Below are 19,844 nucleotides of genomic sequence, written 5' to 3' on the forward strand. Positions count from 1 at the left end.
TATATAAATTACAATAATTTATATACCTTCTTTATATTTAAAATCTTTTAGTTCTATAAAATCTGTATAAAAAATCTTTTTCTAAGGTTTTACTTAGAGTTGCACTTTCTTGAAAATTAATAAACCTTATTTCTAAAGAAGACCTATTAGTAGGAATAACTTTATGAATTAATTTTAGATTAACTATGTAACTTTTATGTGATTTGAAAAAATTTGGAGGTATTCTTTTTTCTAAATCATCAAAGTTCTCATAAAATTTTATAATATCGTGGTCTTTAGTATATAAGTTTATAGCTCTAGAATTCTTTTCAAACATAACTATATCATCAAAATTTAGCATATGTATTTGCTTTCTTATTTTATATACAAATAAGGTATCATCTATAAAATTTGTTTTAGCTAACTTATGAGAATTTATATGGTCAATAGCTATATTTACAGAATCAATTATTTTATCCCTAGTAAATGGCTTGACTATAAAATCAACAGGATGAACTTTAAAGCTTTCTAAGCTATAATCTGAAAAGCCAGTAACAAAAATTATATGAATATCTTTGTCAATAGAAGTTATTTCTTTAGCAGTTTCAATTCCATTTTTATAAGGCATATCAATATCAATTATAAGTAAATCTATTTTTTCAGATTTAATAAACTCTATAGCCTCAATTCCATTTTTAACTTTTTTTATATAATCTACATATCCAGATTCTTTTAATATATTTTCTATATCATCTCTTATAGCTTTATCATCATCACATATTAAAACTTTTATCATATAAATCTCCTAGTTAATTATATTTGGGTATTAGTATAGTAAATTCTGTTAAAAAATCATCACTATTTGCAAATATATAATACCCATATTTATCTAATATATTTTTTACTAAATAAAGACCATAACCTCTATCTGTACCATCTTTAGTAGAGTAGCCTTCTAAAAATATTGCATCAGTGTTATATATTTTAGGGCCGTTGTTTTTTATAGATATAACATATTGAAATTCATCTTCATAGACAAATAGTTTGATGTATTTATTATCTTTAGATATTGTAGATAATGAATCAATTGCATTATCTATTATATTAAGAAGTACAGAGCTCATTTCATTAGGCTCTATAATTAGATTGTCTATAAAATCTTGTATATAAACATCAAAAGTTATATTTTTCATAAGACATTCTTCATATTTTAATGAAGCTATAGCATCAAGGTAAGATACTTTACCATATCTTGAAGTTTTACTTCTAAAGTTATTAGATATATTTGTTATATATTCTTTAGCATCATTAGTAAGCCCAGTATTTAATAAAGAATATACTACTTGAAGATGCTTTAGATAATCATGTTTTTGACTTCGAAGTTTTGCAATAATATTATCTTTATGCTCTATTTTATTATTTGAAGCATTTAGATTTTTTTCTTTAATAATATTATCATCTACTAACTTGATAAATTTATTTCCAATATATATACAAATAATTATTAAAACAAAAGATAATGAAGTTTTAATAATGCCCCTTAAAAAATAATCATTTATAACCTCAAACAATATGTGTTTATATAAAATATTAAATAATAAAAATGTTATAAATGATACAAAAAATGATAACAAAGACTTTTTATTTAAAGAAAGTTTCCTATAAAATTCATATCTATTAAATAAAAGGCTAGTACCTATAAACAAAAGAAGTATGTATACAGGTAAGATATAAATATTATTCATAATTCCCCCTAAGTTTTCGATTCTTTAATTAAATTATAACATTTATAAAAAAATATGTAAAAAGTGGAAATTTGCAAACAAAGGTTTTAAACTTGAATATAGATATATGAATTTGTACACAAAACCATTAAAAACTTGAAAAAATGCAGTTTGATACATTTTTTTAAAGAAGCTATAATCAAATTAATCAAAAGGAAGGAAGTGGTGAATATGAAAAATGATTTGGAGATAGTTTTTAAATATATAAAAAGCTACAAATCAAGGTCATTGGCTATAGTACTTAGTGTAGTACTTGCTAGTGCATTAATAGTAGGCGTTGGGACATTATCAAGAAGCGCACAACAAGCAGACTTGGATAGATTAAAAAGAGAAACTGGAAAGTATCATGCATATTTTAAAGATATAAACAAAGACCAACTTAAAACTGTTAAAAATGGAAGAGACATAAAAGATTTAGGCATAACATCTTATTATGCATCCAGTGATGTTGGTGAAAAACTACCTATAAATATACTTTATTCAGATAAAAATTATTTAAATAGTGATACTGAACTTTTAAAAGGAAGATTTCCAAAGGGAAATAATGAAGTAGTAGTAGAAGAGTGGATTTTAAATAGTATGGGGCTTGAGCCCAAACTAAATCAAGAAATAACTTTTAAATTATACAATAAAGAAAAACCTGAAACTTTTAAGGTAGTTGGAATACTTAAAGATAGGTATAAAGATAAAAGTGTTGGAAGATGTGAAATGTTTTTAGGTTTAGATGAAAATAAACTTAATAACTTTACAGCTCATGTAGAATTTAATGAAAATAGTGATATAAGTAAAAACATATCAAATATAATAAAAGAAGCTAAAATAGATAAAGAAAAACAAGCTGGGATAAACTCTATGCTTGTAGATTCTGCAAGAAATAATGGAAGATTAGATTCAGAAAGCAAAAATACATCTATAGTACTTAGTTTATTTGCAGGACTTGTAATATATAGTATATACACTACATCAATATATCAAAGAATAAGAGAGTATGGAGTATTAAGAGCAATAGGAGCTACTAATTTAAAAGTATTTTTACTTATGTTATATGAGCTTTTAATATTAAGTGTAGTATCAATTCCTATAGGCATAATACTTGGAATTGGTGGAGCACAATTATTTAATAAATTTGCAGGGAATATAGAGTTTGAAGGACCAGTAAAGGAAACACCATTTGTTATACCAACACAAGTTATTTTACTATCTATAGTATGCATACTTTTAGTAATGTTTGTTATAAGTATACTAACTTATATAAAAATAAGAAGAATATCACCAATTGAAGCTATAAGAAGAAATTTTAATAAAGATAAAATCAAAAGAAGCAATTTTATAATATCAAGACTAAGTAAGAATATATCACCTACTAAAAATATATCTTTAAAAAATATATTTAGAAATAAAAAAGCATTTATAATGATTATGTTTTCTATGAGTATAGGTGGGATAATGATTATAAAAACTGATTATAGCTTAACGGGAAGCAAGGAAAGAAATGAAAATAATTACAAAAAATTATATTGGCAAGGAGATTTTATGCTAAGTGTCAATGGAAGTATTGATGAAGAAAATGGTTTAAAAGATGAAGATGTAAAAGACATAAAAAATATAAATGGTATTGATAAAGTTCAAACTGCTAAAATATTAAATAGTAGAATGCCAATTAAAAAAGACGATATTTTAAATATGAAATTTTATGAAAGCCAATCTAAGGGTGGTTATGTTGGAAAAGTACTAAATGGACTTTTAATAGAAGATAAAGAAAACAATGGATACCTATTAAAACAAAAATTAAAAGGCTATAATGATGAAATGCTAGATGAATTAAATAATCACATAGTAAGTGGTGAGATAAATAAAGAAAAAATGAAAAAAGAAAATTTAGCAGTAGTATATATTCCACATGCTTATGAACCTTATAAAGATTACAAGGATTATTATGATGTAGGAGATAGTACTTATGGAAAACCAATAGTTGATATAAAAGTAGGGGATACTGTAAAAGTAAAATATCCAAAAGGTAAAATAGATACACAAAAATATTGGCAAGGTAAAGATAACTATGAATATGATGAATATGAATTTAAAGTAGGAGCAATAGTTGATTATCCTTATGCAGATGATAGTATGTATAGTGGAGAAAATGGAGTAGACGTTATAATTAGTGATAATCAATTTAAAAATATAACTAATTTAGATAATTATGATTTAGTATATGCAACAATAAAAGATGGAGCAGACCATGAATCTATAAATAAACAATTAGGTAAAATAGGTAGTAAAGTGCCAGGAACTACTACTATAGACATGATTAAAGATAAAGAAGATGATGCTAAGATGAATGAGAAATTCTTAATATATAACTATGGTATAGTTGCTGTTCTATTTGTAATAAGTATGTTTAATATAATAAACAACGTAAGTTATAACCTAACATCAAGAACTAGCGAATTTGGAATGTTAAGAGCAGTTGGAATAAGTGATAAAGATTTTAAAAACATGATAGTATACGAAGGAATACTTTATGGTTTATTCTCAAGTGCTATAGTAATAGTGTTAGGTATACTACTTCAAATCAGAATGTATAAAAGACTTGGATTTGAAATTATAGGCATAGAGTTTGCTATTGACTATAAACTTTATCTACTTATAATAGCAGTTAATATAGTAATAGGATTACTTGCTACATATTTACCAGCAAGAAAAATAAAAGAAACTAATATAGTAGATGCTATAAATATTATAGAATAGAGGGATTTATTATGGTTATACTTGAAACTATTAATTTAGGTAAAATATATGGAAAAAAAGAAACAACTGTACATGCATTAAATGATGCTAATTTAAAGATAAACAAAGGGGAATTTGTTGCAATAGTAGGACCTAGTGGAAGCGGAAAAAGTACATTCCTACATTTAGTAGGAGGACTGGAAAGACCAAGTAGTGGAACTATAAAAGTAGATGGGAAAGATATATGTTGCTTAAGTGATAAGGAACTAGCAAAATATAGAAGACAAAAAGTTGGATTTGTATTTCAACAATACAATTTAATACCTGTACTTAACGTAGCTGAAAATATAGAATTGCCAGTAAAATTAGATAATAGAAAAGTTGATAAAGAATATATAAATGACTTAATGGATTTACTAGGAATTAGTGATAGAAAAACACATCTTCCTAATCAGTTATCAGGTGGACAACAACAGAGAGTAGCAATAGCTCGTGCACTATCATCAAAACCTAGTATAATACTTGCAGATGAACCAACAGGAAACTTAGATACTAAAACTACTGAGGAGGTTATGGAACTTCTTAAGACATCTATAAAAAAATATAATCAAACTCTTATAATGATAACTCATAATGAAAATATAGCTAAAAAAGCAGATAGAATAATATCTATAGTAGATGGTAATCTAAGTTTATCTGATAAAGAGTGTATATAATAAAAAATAACATAAGCCTAATATTAGGCTTATGTTATTTTTTTGACTTAAAACACTGTTACATTACAAATTTGTAAGTATAATGTAATGTAAATCGATGGTAGGTATTAACAAAAAATAATAAAATAGTATCAGAAATCAATACAGGAGGACATAAATGAAATTATTTAGTAATTTTACATTAAAAATTATGGCTATTATATTTATGGCTATGGATCATATTTATACTTATATGAATGGAGCATTAAACAATCAAGTACCTATATGGTTTGGATATTTAGGAAAGTTAGCTGCACCAATATTTTTCTATTTAATAGTTGAAGGTTTTTATCATACAAGAAGTAAAAGTAAATATATACAAAGACTTTTCTCAATGGCTGTATTAATGATAGGGGTAGATATAGTGTTTAAGATACCAAATAATATATTCTTATCATTAGGACTTGCAGTTTGTATGTTAAGCATGATAGAATATGCAAAATCAAGTACGAATAAATTTAGTATTCTAAATTGGAAAATTTTATTAGCTATTTTATTTGGAATAGCAGGATTTTTTACAGAAGCATCTTTATATGGAGTAGGTATGGTATTAATATTCTACTTCTTAAGAGAAAAAAAGGTTTGTATGGTCTTAGCTTACATTGTGTTTAGTTTACTTGGACTAGTAACTATGATTGGACCTGATTTTATAGATGCTGCATTTTTATGGGATTACCAATGGATGATGGTATTTGCAATAATTCCAATACTTATGTACAATGGAAAATTAGGAATATCTAATAAGTTTATAAAGTGGATGTTTTATTGGTTCTATCCAGTTCACTTAATTGTAATAGTATCATTAGCAAAGATAATAAGCATGTAATAATAAAAAAGGGAGTGTCTTTTAAAGACACTCCCTTTTTTATTATTTAAATACCGTTATTAGTTAGTATGAAATATACGTTAAATTAAAGTATTTATTTATATATAGCTTTAATAGGATCTAATCTAGATGCTTTAAAAGCTGGTACTATACCAAAAATAACTCCTGTTACAATAGTAGCAATAAAGGCATAGAATAAGCTGTTTATATTAACTATAGCTTTAAATGGTAGGTAACTAGATGCATAGTTTACAACTATAAATCCTATTATTATACCAAGTATACCACCTAAAACTGTTATAAATACAGATTCTGTTAAAAACTGTAACATTATATCTCGAGGTTTAGCACCTATAGCACGTCTTATACCTATTTCTCTTTGACGTTCCATTACTGATATATACATAATATTCATAACCCCAACACCACCAACAAACATAGAAATAGCAGTTATTACAGTTATAAACATATTTATATTATTTACCATAGATTCAAGTGCTTTAGTTTGTTCACTAGGATCATGAACTTGATAAGTTCCTTCTATATCCGGATGAAGTTCATGAAGTTTTTGTGTTACTCTAGAAGCTGTTTCAAATAAATCATATCCATTAGATACAACTAAATCTAATTGGTATATATCAGTTGGATACATATTTTGATTCATTAGCACATCTAAAGCTTTTTTTGGCATATATGAAGTTAGATAATCCATATCTCCATAATACATAGATTCAAAAGAATTAGATTCTTCCTTTTCTTTTTTAACAACGGAACTTTCGTCTATAACGCCTATTACTTCATATATATTTCCATTTATACTGATACCTTTACCTAAAGCATCTTCAGGAGTTCCAAATAGATCAGTTGCATTTTGTAGAGTTATTATAATAACTTTTCTATTTTCGTCTTCATAAGAAAAACTTCTTCCATATAGAGGATTTAAAGTAGTATCATCTTTTAATGGTGAAACATCAACATATGTAGCTTTTTTATCAAAATAAGCTTCAGAATAAAACATAGAATTCATAGCAAAATCATCTTTAGCAGGTCCAATTTTTTCAACACCTTCTAAAAATGATAACTCTTCTAAATCTTTAAGTTTAAATGGAGATAAAAAGCTTGTCATACCTGCCATATTAGAGTTAGTAGGTTCAAAGTATATTTGAGTTTTGTTAGGATTAACTTTGCTAACTGATTTTAGAACTTCTTTTTTAACACCATTACCAATAGAACTTACAAGTATTACAGAGGTAATACCTATTATTATCCAAACTAGAGTTATAAAGACTCTAAGTTTATGTCCTTTTAAATTAGTTAATGCATTTTTCATCATATTCATAGGTTATACCTCCGATGATAATACACCATCTTTAAGTCTTATGACTTTAGTGGCATATTTTATTAAATCACTATCATGAGTAACCATTATTATAGTTTTACCTTCTTCATTTAACTTTTTTAAAACGTTCATTATATCATTACTAGTTTCACTATCAAGTGCTCCTGTTGGTTCATCTGCAAATATTAATGATGGATTGTTAACAAGTGCACGAGCAATAGCTACTCTTTGTTGCTGTCCACCAGACAATTGAAGAGGTCTAGATTTTGCTTTATCACCAAGACCAACTGAATCTAATTTTTCTAGTATTATCTCTTGTCTTTGAGCCTTATTTAAGTGATTGCTATAAAGTAATGGAAGTTCTACATTTTGATAAATATCTAAACTTTCTATTAGATTAAACTGTTGGAATATAAATCCAATATTTTTATTTCTAAAGTCAGATTTTTGATTTTCACTAAGATTAGTAACATCTTTATCAAAAAAGAAATACTTGCCCTCATCAAATTTATCTAAAAGACCTAGGGAATTAAGTAAGGTAGTTTTACCACTACCTGACTTACCCATTATCATTACAAATTCTCCTTCTTCTATTTCAAGATTTAGAGATTTTAGAACATGAAGCCTATCTTTTCCAACTTTATAATATTTTTCTATATTTTCTAGTCTAATTACATTACTCAAATTAATTCTCAGCTCCTTCAGTAGTAGTTTCAGTAGAATCATCTACATTTGAAGGTGTATTATTAGCACCTGCATTACCTGTATTTACTGGGTCGCCTTCTTTCATTTCAGGTGATATATATCTAATAACTATATCATTTGGTTCAAGACCAGAACTGATTACACTAAATTCTTCATTTTTGTCATGTATTTCGACTATTTGTTTTTTTAGTATTCCATCTAAATCTTTAAATACATAAGCTGTACCGTCTTCTTTATTTTCTAATATTGCAGTTGTTGGTACCTTAACTAATGAATTATTAACTTTTACAGAACCTTGAACATGGAATCCATTAACTAAACCTTCTTGATTTTCAAAAGATACATTAACATCATAGTAAGACATATTTCCTTGATTGCCCATATTCATTTCATTAGTATTAGTAGTTGGTCTATCTGATATAAAGCTAATTCTACCACTTAAATTTTTGTTATTTGAAAATACTAATACATCTACAGGATCATCCATTTGAAGTTTGACTAAATCTTGTTCACTTACTTGACCTTGCATATAAAATGTTGAACTTATAAGTGTCATAAATGATGAAGTTTGACCTTGCATATTATTATTTTCAGATTCATTATTATTTAGATAAACTTTACCAGCAAAAGGTGCATAAGTATTTACATAGGCTTTTTTATCTAGTGCTGATATTTGTGCATTTATTTTGTTTATTTCTGTTTTTATAGTAGGGTCATTTTCTGTATTTGCTTTTTTAAGTTCATTAACTTGAGCTTTAAGACCATCTATTTCATCTAGTATATTTTGATTTTTAGTTGTAAATAATAAATCCCCTTGTTTTACAATCTTACCATTTGTAACATTTAACTTACTTATTTCACCCTCAGTAGAAGGATTAAAGTCTTTTGTTTGAGTAGGTACTATAACCCCATTTATAAATACCTTTTCACTATCTGCTATAGTGTAAGTTTCTATTTGAGCATTTAACTCATTTACTTCATTATTTATTTTATTATTCCTATAAATAAAATAACCGCTTCCAAGTGCTATTATTACTACTGCACTTACCCCAATCATAACTTTTTTGTTTTTAAATTTCTCTAAAAAAGACATATTTTCCTCCTCATGTAAAAAAATCCATTCATTAGTAGATTATAATTGAAAATGGCTATATAAGTCAAAGTAAAATGGAAAATATACAAATTTGTAATTAAATGGGAAATGTTTTCTTAATAAAAAATAAAAAAAAATTAAAAAATATGATAATAAATTAAAAATTTGGGTATATAAATTTATATTAGATATGTCGAAAAATGGCAAATCTAATATATAAAAACCATAGTTTAAAGTTTAAAGCACTATATGACAACCTTATAAATATTAGAGGGTTGTCATATAAGATGATTAAATTTTTTTAGACAATAAAATAAAGTAGCAGAGGGGAAAAATCATGAAACATTTATTTACAGAAAAAGTTGTACCAGTAGAATTAGACAATCCAGCTATACAAATTGATTACGATAAGTGCATAAAGTGCGGATTATGTAAACGTACTTGTGATAATGATATAGCTGTTGCTGGAAGATTTAACCTAGAGGAAACAGGTGATGTAGCTATATGTATACATTGTGGACAATGTGCAGTAGCATGTCCAGTAGGAGCTATAACTCAAGTAGAAGACTATCAAAAAGTTAAAGAAGCTATAAATGATCCTGAAAAAATAGTAATATTTAATACAGCTCCAGCAGTTAGAGTTGCACTTGGAGAAGAGTTTGGATATGAAGTAGGTTCATATGTTGAAGATAAAATGGTAGCTGCACTTAGAAAATTAGGTGGAGAGTATGTATTTGATGTAACTTTTGGTGCGGATATGACAATAATGGAAGAAGCAAATGAGTTAGTTGACAGAATCATCAATAAAAGTGAGAACTTACCTCAATTTACAAGTTGTTGTCCATCTTGGGTTAAGTATGTAGAAACTTTCTACCCAGAGTTTATACCAAATCTATCTACAACTAAAAGTCCAATAGGTATACAAGGAGCTGCTATAAAAACATACTTTGCTAAAGAAGCAAATATAGATCCAGCTAAAATAGTAAATGTAACAATAACGCCATGTACATCTAAAAAATATGAAATAAGTAGACCTGAAATGAATTCTTCTAGCAAATACAATAATATAGAAGGATTAAGAGACAATGATTACATATTAACTACTAAAGAGTTAGCTAAGTGGATAAGAGAAGAAGATATAGATTTTGAAGCTTTAGAAGGTTCTAACTTTGATGACCTAATGGGACAAGGTAGTGGAGCTGGTATTATATTTGGTAATAGTGGTGGAGTTATGGAAGCTGCAGTAAGAACAGCTTATCATGTATTAACAGGAGAGAGACCAACTAAAGAATTATTAGATTTTAAGCCAGTTAGAGGTCTTGAAGGAGTTAAAGAAGCTACACTTCAAATAGAAGATAAAGTTATAAAAGTTGCTGCTGTTCAAACTACAAATAATGCGGAAGCTTTAATGGAAAAAATAAAAAGTGGTGAAGTAGATTATCAATTTGTAGAGGTAATGACATGTAAAGGTGGATGTATAGGTGGGGCTGGACAACCTAAACAACCTAAAAAGAGAGTAACTAATGAAATAAGATTAAAGCGTATAGAAGGATTATACAATAAAGATGCTCAAATAAATGTAAAATGTAGCTATGAAAACCCAGAAGTTATAAAAGCTTATGATGAATTCTTTGAAAAACCATTATCTCATGTATCTCATGAACTTTTACATACAGAATTTGATTCTAAATATTATATGTTAGGTCGTGGAGATGTTAAAGTTGATAATGCTAAAAGTGAAGAAAAAAGCATTGGATAAAAAGTTATTTATATGAATAATTTAGTACAAAGGAATATTTAATATAATATGTCTCAGAATACATGAGTTTTATAGTTAATTCATAAAACTTATGCATTTTGAGACTCTGATAAATTGATTAAAAAATTTTTTGAAAATTAATTAAAATAATAAAATTTTAATTTGAATATATTAAATGAAATTTTAATAGTGCTTAAAACTTATTTTAAGTAGTATTGAGATTTTATTTTAACTCAATTAAAGAGGTGATATTAATGAATGTTATAGATATAATAAATAAACTATATAGTGAAAATGACGCAAGCAAAGAAGAATTACTTTATCTACTTGATAATATAAATGAAGAAGAAAAAAATCTTCTAATAGAAAAAGCGCATGAAACGAGAATGAGAACTTATTCAAATAAAGTTTATTTAAGAGGGCTTATAGAACTTACAAGCTTTTGTAAGAAGGATTGTTTGTATTGTGGGCTTAGAAGGAGTAATAAAAGTGCCGAGAGATATAGACTAAATATTGATGAAGTTTTAGAATGCGTTAGAAAAGGAGATAAGCTAGGATATAAAACTTTTGTACTTCAGGGTGGTGAAGATGCATATTATACTGATGATGTTATGGTAGAAATTATAACTGCTATAAAAAATGAATTTCCAAATAATGCTTTAACTTTATCTTTAGGTGAGAGAAGTTATGAATCTTATGAAAAAATGTTTAAAGCAGGTGCGGATAGATATTTATTAAGACATGAAAGTGCATCTAAGAAACTATATGAATCTATTCATCCAGGAGAACCATATGAAGTTAGATTTAATTGCTTAAAAAATCTAAAGGAAATAGGATATCAAGCAGGAGCAGGATTTATGGTAGGAATACCAAATCAAACTAATGAAGATTTAGCTAATGATTTAAGATTTGTAAAGGAGTTTGAACCTGCAATGTGTGGAATAGGACCTTTTATTCCTCATAAAGATACTCCACTTAAGGACTATCCTCATGGGAGCTTAGAAAAAACTGTAATATGTTTAGCTATAGTTAGATTATTACTTCCAAAAGTATTACTTCCTGCAACAACTGCCTTATCAAGTATTGATAAAAATGGAAGAAATGCAGGCCTTAAAGCTGGTGGAAATGTTATAATGCCAAATTTATCACCTATGAGTGTTAGAAAAAAATATTCTCTATACAATAATAAAGCATACATATTAGATGAAGATGCAGAATATAGAAGATTAACTGAAGAAAAGATAAAAGAAGCTGGATTTGAAGTTGAAATAACTAGAGGAGATAACCCTGATTTTAGAGGCTAATATGAAAATAGTATAAGTTTTAAAAGCACAAATTAATAAATGTTACTTAAATTTAACTAAAGGAGATGTTTTAAATGTTTATAGATCATGAATATATATACAAAATATTAGAGGAAACTAAAAATCCTTCAAATGAAGAGATAAAAGAAGTATTAAATAAAGCTAAAAAAAGAGAAGGATTATCTTATAAAGATATAGCAATACTTCTTCAAGCTGAAGATGAGAAAGATTTAGAAGAGATATATTCATTAGCAGGGCAAATTAAAAAAGACATCTATGGAAAAAGAATAGTAGTATTTGCACCACTTTATGTAAGTGATTACTGTGTAAATAACTGTGTGTACTGCGGTTATCAAAGAGATAATAAGTTTAATAGAAGAAGACTTACAATGGATGAAGTAGCAGAAGAAGTAAGAATACTTGAACAAATGGGACATAAAAGGTTAGCATTAGAACTTGGAGAGGACCCTGTTAATGCACCTATAGATTATGTATTAGAATGTTTAGATACAATATATAAAACTCAAAATGCAAATGGAGAAATAAGAAGAGTTAATGTAAATATAGCAGCGACTACTGTAGAAAATTATAAAGCTCTTCATGAGAAAGGGATAGGAACGTATATATTATTCCAAGAAACTTATCATAAGCCAACATATGATTTAATGCATCCTAAGTCTATAAAAGGAGATTATAATTATCATTTAACAGCTTTTGATAGAGCTATGCAGGCAGGAATAGATGATGTAGGAGCTGGAGTATTATTTGGACTAGCAGACCCTAGATTTGAAGTTTTAGGACTTATGATGCATAATGCTCACTTAGAAGAAAAATATGGTGTAGGATTCCATACTATATCAGTACCAAGACTTCAAGAAGCTAAGGGGGTTACGTTAGAAAATTATCCACATTTACTTAGTGATAAAATGTTTAAAAAGATAGTAGCAATACTTAGAATTGCAGTACCATTTACAGGACTTATACTTTCAACAAGAGAAACTCCAGCTATGAGAAAAGAACTATTAAAATATGGAGTAAGTCAAATATCTGCAGGTTCTTCAACTGGTGTTGGTGGATATAAGGAAAGAGAAGAAGGAAAAGAAACTAAACAGTTTAAGACAAATGATGAGAGAAGTCCTATAGAAATACTAAAAGAATTATTAAATGATGGATATATACCAAGTTACTGTACAGCATGTTATAGAAAAGGTAGAACTGGAGATAGATTTATGCAACTTGCCAAGTCTGGTAATATAAAATATGTATGTGAACCTAATGCACTTATGACACTTCATGAGTTTACATTAGACTATGGAGATAAAGAGTTATATGATAAAGCACAAGAAATAATAAACACTGAAGTCGAAAGTATAGAAAGAGAAGATATTAAATCTTATACAAAGGAAAGTTTAGAAAAAATGAAGTCTGGAGAAAGAGATTTCTATCTTTAGGAGGTAATTATGAACAATACTCCAAATGCAAATAGAAAACATATTGGTATATATGGTAATACTAATAGTGGTAAATCATCTTTAATGAATAAAATATTAGGTCAAGAAATATCACTAGTATCTAGTGTAGAAGGAACAACCACAGACCCTGTTCAAAAGGCTATGGAGTTAATTCCTTTTGGACCAGTATTATTAATAGATACAGCAGGTCTTGAAGATAAAAGTGAATTAGGCAAAATGAGGATTAAAAAAAGCTATGACTATTTAAAAAGATTAGACTTTGCTATGTATGTAGTAGATGGTAAAAATCCTGATATAAGTACATATAAGACTTGGAAGAGGGAAGCTAATAAATATAATATACCTCATATAGTAGTTGTAAATAAATTAGATAAGCTAAAAAACAATGAGATAGATAATATAAATAAAGAATTCAAAAATCCAATATATGTATCAGCTAAAGAAAATACTAATATAGATTCTTTAAAAGAAACTATTATAAAAAAATTAGAAACTGAAGAAGAAGATAGGCCAATAGTAGGAGACTTACTAGATTATGGTTCTAAAGTTGTATTAGTAGTACCAATAGATTCAGAAGCTCCTAAAGGTAGGATAATACTTCCACAAGTCCAAGTGATAAGAGATTGTTTAGATCATGGCATAAAGACTTATGTGGTAAGAGACACTGAACTTGAAGATGCAATAAAAGAGTTAAAAGATATAGATTTAGTTATAACTGATTCACAAGCATTTAAAGAAGTAGACGCTATGATACCAAAGAATATGAAGCTTACAAGTTTTTCAATACTATTTGCTAGACAAAAAGGAGAGCTTAAAGATTTTATAAATGGGGCTAGAAAACTTAAAGACTTAAAACCAGGTCAAAAAGTATTAATGTGTGAAAGTTGTACCCATAATATAAGTCATGAGGATATTGGTAGAGTTAAAATACCTAAAATTCTAGAAAAAATAGCAGGTGGTAAGCTAGATTTTGATTTTAAAGTAGGATATGATTTTACTAATGACATAGAAAATTATGATTTAGTAATACACTGTGGGGCTTGTATGGTTAATAGAAAAAGTGTAATAAACAAAATAAATCTATGCAAAGAAAAAAATATACCTATAACTAACTATGGCTTAGTTATAGCTTACTTTACTGGGATACTAGATAGAAGTATTGAGATATTTAAATAAAATAAGGAGGAACGATTCGTTCCTCCTTATTTTATAAATTATACAAAGTACTAATCATTTTTTATAAATACCAATAAATTAAAAAATTATTTTTATTTAACAGATACATCTACTTTATCATCAATATAGTCTTTAATAAATTTATAAGGAACTATTTTATTAAATTGAGGGTAGGAGGAGATGAATCTAACATATACAGGAGCTTCATATAAGCTAGGATTAGCTTCTAGAAGACCTTTATCTCCATTAGCTACAGCACTTATAGACATAGGAAGAAGCTCTAAAAACTTTTCATATCGATATTTAGCCACATCATAAGGATAATCACCAACAAATACTGCAAAAGTTATTTGATACCTATCACCATATATAAAATACCATTGACTATATATTAAGTTCGTACTAGTAGTATATAAATCTAGATTATAAAAGTATGGTGAAATAGATAAATTAACTTCTCTTGGATTATCTAGGTGAAGTATATTATACCTTCTAAATCTAATAGGTGACGTAGCTGTATATGGTGGTTCTATAACTACATTAACCTTAGACAAATTTAAATTTCTCAATATTATCACATCCTAATTTAGTTGTACTATATTATATTTTTTAAGACAACTTTTGTGATATATATAACCAATCATGATTTATATTAATAAAAAATCTTATAAATTTTTATAAAATGTAACATACGTTACAGAAAAAATAACCAATAAGGAGTATTCTAAAGATAAGAAAACACAACAGTGATGGAGGAATAATTATGGAAAATAAAATGTTCTGTTTCCAATGTCAAGAAACAGCAGGATGTACAGGATGTACAAAATTTGGGGTATGTGGAAAATCACCAGATCTAGCAAGAATGCAAGATTTATTAATATATGTAACTAAAGGATTATCAGAGGTTACAACTAGACTTAGAAATGAAGGAAAAAAAGTAGCAGATGAAGTTAATCATTTAGTAACTATAAACTTATTTACAACAATAACTAATGCTAACTTTGATGATGCAGTATTCTATGAAAGAGTTGCAAAAACTTTATCAACTAAAGAAGAATTATTAGCTACATTAGAAAATAAAGTAAACTTATCAGAAGCAGCTTTATGGAATGCATCAACTAAAGAAGAAATGGATGAAAAATCAAGCAAAGTAGGAGTATTAGCTACTGAAAATGAAGATATAAGAAGTTTAAGAGAACTTATAATATATGGATTAAAAGGAATGTCTGCATATATGAAACATGCTAATGCACTAGGTTATGATAGTGAAGAAGTAAATGCATTTATGCAAAGTACATTAGCTAAGACTTTAGATAACACTTTAACAGCAGATGATTTAGTTGCATTAACACTAGAAACAGGTAAGGTTGGGGTAGATGCAATGGCTTTACTTGATAGTGCAAATACTGGAACTTATGGACATCCAGAAATAACTAAAGTTAATATAGGTGTTAGAAATAATCCAGGTATATTAATATCAGGACATGATTTAAAAGACTTAGAATTATTACTTAAGCAAACAGAAGGAACAGGGGTAGACGTATATACTCACTCAGAAATGTTACCAGCTCATTATTACCCAGCATTTAAAAAATATTCACACTTTGTAGGTAACTATGGAAATGCTTGGTGGAAGCAAAAAGAAGAATTTGAAAGTTTCAATGGTCCAATATTAATGACTACTAACTGTATAGTTCCTCCAAAGGATAGTTACAAAGATAGAGTATACACTACTGGAGCAGCAGGATTTGCTGGATGTACTCATATAAAAGGAAATTCAGAAGATGATAAAGACTTCTCACAAATAATAGAACATGCTAAAAAATGTCAAGCACCAGTTGAAATAGAAACTGGAGAAATAGTAGGTGGATTTGCTCACAATCAAGTATTTGCACTTGCAGATAGTATAGTAGATGCTATAAAAACTGGAGCTATAAAGAGATTCTTTGTAATGGGTGGATGTGACGGAAGAGCTAAGTCAAGAAACTACTACACAGAATTTGCAAAAGCTATACCACAAGATACTGTTATATTAACAGCAGGATGTGCTAAATATAAATACAACAAGTTACCATTAGGTGATATAAATGGAATACCAAGAGTATTAGATGCAGGACAATGTAATGACTCTTACTCATTAGCACTTATTGCATTAAAACTTAAAGAAGTATTTGAATTAGAAGATATAAATGATTTACCAATATCATTTAATATAGCTTGGTATGAACAAAAAGCTGTAATAGTATTATTATCATTATTATACTTAGGAGTTAAAAATATACACTTAGGACCAACATTACCAGCATTCTTATCACCAAATGTAGCTAAAGTTTTAGTTGAAAACTTTGGTATAGGTGGAATAACTAATGTTGAAGATGATTTAAAAATGTTCTTAGGAGAAAAATAGGTTATAAAAGTAATATTAATTATATAAGTTACTACTTATATAATTAATATTACTTAATATAAAAAGTTTCCTATAAAAAGGAGAGATATAAAATGAAACTAATTGCTACAAACTTAAATAATATAGAAACAAATAGAGAAATATTAGTTCAAAACGAAAAATTCAAAAATATACTTTTTAAATTTGAGAAAGGTAAAGGTTTACCAAATCATACTCATAATGGATATGCTACTGTTCAAGTTATAAGTGGAAGTGTTGATATTGAATTTAAGACAGGAGAAAAATTCGTTTTAAATCCAGGAGACTTTTTACCATTTGATGCAAGGGTAGAACATAATGTAATAGCAAGAGAGCTTAGTTCAATTCTTGTTACAATAATATTTTAAAAGCTAGAAGATATAATAGGAGATATAAAATGAAAGCATTTGTAGATAGAGATACATGTATAGGATGTGAAGGTTGTGTAGGTATATGTCCAGATGTATTTAGCATGGATGATGAAGGAAAATCTGTACCAGTAACAACTGATATTCCTGAAAATGAAATAGAATCAGCTAATGATGCAATGGAAAATTGCCCTGTAGGTGCAATAACTATTGAATAAATATTATATTTAATTTATTATACATATATAGTAATACAAAATAAAAAATCCAATAGATAAACTATTGGATTTTTTATTTTGTATTATATTAATATTATTCTGAAATATTTTTTGTTGTAAGTATTGCCTTCTTATCTATACCTGAATATTGAAAATCTATAACTTTAATTCCAGCAAATACAATTAATACTATCAAAACTATTCCTATGATTATTTTTCTATCTTTCGATTTCATTTGTTTATCCCCCACTGATTTACAATAATTTCATCTGTATTATATAATAATTGTATATTAATATAATTATATTATATAAAAAAGATATAGGACAAGTATATAATACACTTAATATCCTATATCTATGATACTATATTTAACTTTAATCTCTTTTTTAGTTATGTAAATTTTACTATTTACAAATAAAATTATAATTGTAAATAAAAAAATATACATACTACCTAAAGTTTAGCTAATTGTTCTTGAAATTTTGAAGAAACTCCATTTTCATTTTTGCAATTAAAATCACTTAATGTTGAAATCCATAAATCAATTACTGACTCAATTTTACTATTTACAATAGATGAAGGATCTATATCATTGAAACTTAAAATATTAGTTAATAGATATTTTTTTAGTTCATCTCTTTTTAAATAATCATCTACATTTTTGCACTTATCGCAATAATTAGAATATGTATTATAAATTTGACCTAAGTAACATTCTTTATCAGTAAGGTTATTTAACTCTTTTATTGTTTTTAGAGCATTTAAAAGATTTTCTACCTTATTATGAAGAGGAAAATCTAATTCAAGTTCTTCAACCTCATTGAAAAAATTATAAGAGAATGTTATTTCTGTTAGATCTTTTAATAGATTGTCGTTAAAATCCACTTCATTTTCTTTAGCTTTTTGTACAAGCTCTTTTAATCTAATAGAAGTATACTCTATAGTAAAATTACATAATTGTTTTTCTAATGTTTTATTTTTATCTTGCATTTTTATTACTCCTTTTGATATTTAGTATATTTAATATGATACTCTTAAAAAATAGAAAAAACAGTAACTTATGTTACGGATTGGGTGGTATATAATGCAATATAATAAATACATAAATTGATAGTATTAATTTTAAAATTAATGAACAGATTACTAAATAAAGTTAAATAAAACTTAAAAACAATATCTTAATTAATAAAGGAGACAAAATATGAGTAGATTTTTAGCACCAATACACACTTGGTTATTTAATAAAGTAAAATTAAGTCAAGATTTAGAAGAACATATAGTAAGATTACACGCAGATAGATATCAAAAAGATGCATTAAAAATACAAGAAGAAGCAGTTACTTTATATGGAAAATATTTAGTAAATAAGCCATTAGAAGAATTAATAGATGTAGATAATATACATGGGTGGTTACAAGAAAGAATAAAAGAAGTTGAAAGTAGAACTGCATATATAGTGACTAAATATAAAGAGATATATGGAGAAGATAGTGTAGAACTTACAAAAAATGCATATACTCAACAAGCTATAGAATGTGCAAAAAATGAATCTAATAAAATAGATACACCAGAAAATGTATATGTTTCTTTAAATAATTATATATTAGCTGGTATGCCTTGTGATAGAGCAAGCTCTGTAATAGAAAAAAATGAAGAATATATAAAATATCAAGAAAATAAAGATATACAGAAATCTAATTATGAACTAGGTAAAGGAGATTTAGAATATCTATATAATCTTAGAGAATTATGGATAAAATCATTTGTTGAAAATCTAGGTATTAGATATGCTTATGAAAGTAAAGTTAGTGGAAGTATTAGTGATAATAAAATTATAAAGCTATAAATTAAAAAGTAGTTGAAGAATTTTTTGATTTTTCAGCTACTTTTTACATGTAGGGAAATGTTATT

At 26.8% G+C, this 19,844-nt stretch carries 19 protein-coding genes; 11 read left to right on the plus strand and 8 right to left on the minus strand.

Annotated elements, in window-relative coordinates; all coding sequences use genetic code 11:
- Positions 1-37 precede the first annotated feature (37 nt).
- Positions 38-775 (minus strand): LytR/AlgR family response regulator transcription factor, encoded by a 738-nt coding sequence (locus tag I1959_RS03335; RefSeq protein ID WP_092926230.1) that lies wholly within the window; start codon positions 773-775, stop codon positions 38-40.
- A 13-nt stretch (positions 776-788) separates the two neighbouring features.
- Entirely contained in the window at positions 789-1,724 is a 936-nt protein-coding gene (locus I1959_RS03340; protein WP_092926228.1) for a sensor histidine kinase, read from the minus strand.
- 210 nt (positions 1,725-1,934) lie between these two features.
- Between I1959_RS03340 and I1959_RS03345 the strand changes: the two genes are divergently transcribed.
- The 3 genes from I1959_RS03345 (at position 1,935) to I1959_RS03355 (ending at position 6,071) form a co-directional block, all read left to right on the plus strand.
- Positions 1,935-4,511 (plus strand): ABC transporter permease, encoded by a 2,577-nt coding sequence (locus tag I1959_RS03345; RefSeq protein ID WP_166505268.1) that lies wholly within the window; start codon positions 1,935-1,937, stop codon positions 4,509-4,511.
- An 11-nt stretch (positions 4,512-4,522) separates the two neighbouring features.
- The gene (locus tag I1959_RS03350) at positions 4,523-5,206 is read left to right on the plus strand and encodes an ABC transporter ATP-binding protein (protein ID WP_166505269.1); all 684 of its coding nucleotides are present in this window, start codon (positions 4,523-4,525) and stop codon (positions 5,204-5,206) included.
- A gap of 157 nt (positions 5,207-5,363) precedes the next feature.
- On the plus strand, positions 5,364-6,071 hold the full coding sequence (locus tag I1959_RS03355) for a TraX family protein (protein ID WP_195237091.1): 708 nt from the start codon (positions 5,364-5,366) through the stop codon (positions 6,069-6,071).
- A gap of 94 nt (positions 6,072-6,165) precedes the next feature.
- Here the strand turns inward: I1959_RS03355 and I1959_RS03360 are convergent, their stop codons facing one another.
- Genes I1959_RS03360 through I1959_RS03370 form a run of 3 tightly spaced genes read right to left on the minus strand, consistent with a single transcriptional unit; the run spans position 6,166 to position 9,208 of the window.
- Positions 6,166-7,410, minus strand: a complete 1,245-nt coding sequence (locus I1959_RS03360) for an ABC transporter permease (protein ID WP_092926220.1) — start codon at positions 7,408-7,410, stop codon at positions 6,166-6,168.
- A 3-nt stretch (positions 7,411-7,413) separates the two neighbouring features.
- Complete coding sequence (locus tag I1959_RS03365) at positions 7,414-8,094, minus strand: ABC transporter ATP-binding protein (RefSeq protein WP_330405593.1); 681 nt, start codon at positions 8,092-8,094, stop codon at positions 7,414-7,416.
- A gap of 1 nt (position 8,095) precedes the next feature.
- Positions 8,096-9,208: an efflux RND transporter periplasmic adaptor subunit gene (locus I1959_RS03370; RefSeq protein WP_092926216.1), complete on the minus strand. Its 1,113-nt coding sequence runs from the start codon at positions 9,206-9,208 to the stop codon at positions 8,096-8,098.
- Between the two features lie 337 nt (positions 9,209-9,545).
- Here I1959_RS03370 and I1959_RS03375 point away from each other — a divergent pair, with 337 nt between their 5' ends.
- The 4 genes from I1959_RS03375 to hydF all read left to right on the plus strand — a co-directional run bounded on the left by I1959_RS03375 (position 9,546) and on the right by hydF (position 14,919).
- Positions 9,546-10,967 (plus strand): [FeFe] hydrogenase, group A, encoded by a 1,422-nt coding sequence (locus tag I1959_RS03375; RefSeq protein ID WP_195237092.1) that lies wholly within the window; start codon positions 9,546-9,548, stop codon positions 10,965-10,967.
- A gap of 254 nt (positions 10,968-11,221) precedes the next feature.
- A complete protein-coding gene (gene hydE / locus I1959_RS03380; RefSeq protein WP_092926212.1) occupies positions 11,222-12,271 on the plus strand; it encodes a [FeFe] hydrogenase H-cluster radical SAM maturase HydE in 1,050 nt (349 codons plus the stop codon).
- A gap of 74 nt (positions 12,272-12,345) precedes the next feature.
- Positions 12,346-13,722, plus strand: a complete 1,377-nt coding sequence (hydG, locus tag I1959_RS03385; RefSeq protein WP_195237093.1) for a [FeFe] hydrogenase H-cluster radical SAM maturase HydG — start codon at positions 12,346-12,348, stop codon at positions 13,720-13,722.
- A gap of 9 nt (positions 13,723-13,731) precedes the next feature.
- Positions 13,732-14,919, plus strand: coding sequence for a [FeFe] hydrogenase H-cluster maturation GTPase HydF (hydF, locus tag I1959_RS03390; protein ID WP_195237094.1), 1,188 nt, complete (start codon positions 13,732-13,734; stop codon positions 14,917-14,919).
- A gap of 92 nt (positions 14,920-15,011) precedes the next feature.
- Here hydF and I1959_RS03395 read toward each other — a convergent pair whose 3' ends face one another.
- Positions 15,012-15,488 (minus strand): staygreen family protein, encoded by a 477-nt coding sequence (locus I1959_RS03395; RefSeq protein WP_195237095.1) that lies wholly within the window; start codon positions 15,486-15,488, stop codon positions 15,012-15,014.
- A gap of 194 nt (positions 15,489-15,682) precedes the next feature.
- Here I1959_RS03395 and hcp point away from each other — a divergent pair, with 194 nt between their 5' ends.
- From hcp to I1959_RS03410, 3 genes are all read left to right on the plus strand, one after another.
- A complete protein-coding gene (gene hcp / locus I1959_RS03400) occupies positions 15,683-17,326 on the plus strand; it encodes a hydroxylamine reductase (protein WP_195237096.1) in 1,644 nt (547 codons plus the stop codon).
- Between the two features lie 92 nt (positions 17,327-17,418).
- Positions 17,419-17,712: a cupin domain-containing protein gene (locus I1959_RS03405; protein WP_195237097.1), complete on the plus strand. Its 294-nt coding sequence runs from the start codon at positions 17,419-17,421 to the stop codon at positions 17,710-17,712.
- A gap of 29 nt (positions 17,713-17,741) precedes the next feature.
- Positions 17,742-17,930 carry a ferredoxin gene (locus tag I1959_RS03410; RefSeq protein WP_092926200.1) on the plus strand — a complete coding sequence of 63 codons (189 nt, stop codon included), beginning with the start codon at positions 17,742-17,744 and terminating at the stop codon, positions 17,928-17,930.
- 94 nt (positions 17,931-18,024) lie between these two features.
- Here I1959_RS03410 and I1959_RS03415 read toward each other — a convergent pair whose 3' ends face one another.
- Together I1959_RS03415 and I1959_RS03420 are read right to left on the minus strand one after the other, a co-directional pair.
- Entirely contained in the window at positions 18,025-18,165 is a 141-nt protein-coding gene (locus I1959_RS03415) for a hypothetical protein (protein WP_195237098.1), read from the minus strand.
- Positions 18,166-18,386: 221 nt separating this feature from the next.
- Positions 18,387-18,923, minus strand: coding sequence for a hypothetical protein (locus I1959_RS03420; protein WP_195237099.1), 537 nt, complete (start codon positions 18,921-18,923; stop codon positions 18,387-18,389).
- A gap of 211 nt (positions 18,924-19,134) precedes the next feature.
- Between I1959_RS03420 and I1959_RS03425 the strand changes: the two genes are divergently transcribed.
- Positions 19,135-19,779 (plus strand): hypothetical protein, encoded by a 645-nt coding sequence (locus I1959_RS03425; protein ID WP_195237100.1) that lies wholly within the window; start codon positions 19,135-19,137, stop codon positions 19,777-19,779.
- Positions 19,780-19,844 lie beyond the last annotated feature (65 nt).

The organism is Romboutsia sp. 1001285H_161024_C4 (assembly GCF_015550185.1).
Taxonomy (GTDB): Bacteria; Bacillota; Clostridia; order Peptostreptococcales; family Peptostreptococcaceae; genus Romboutsia_C; species Romboutsia_C hominis.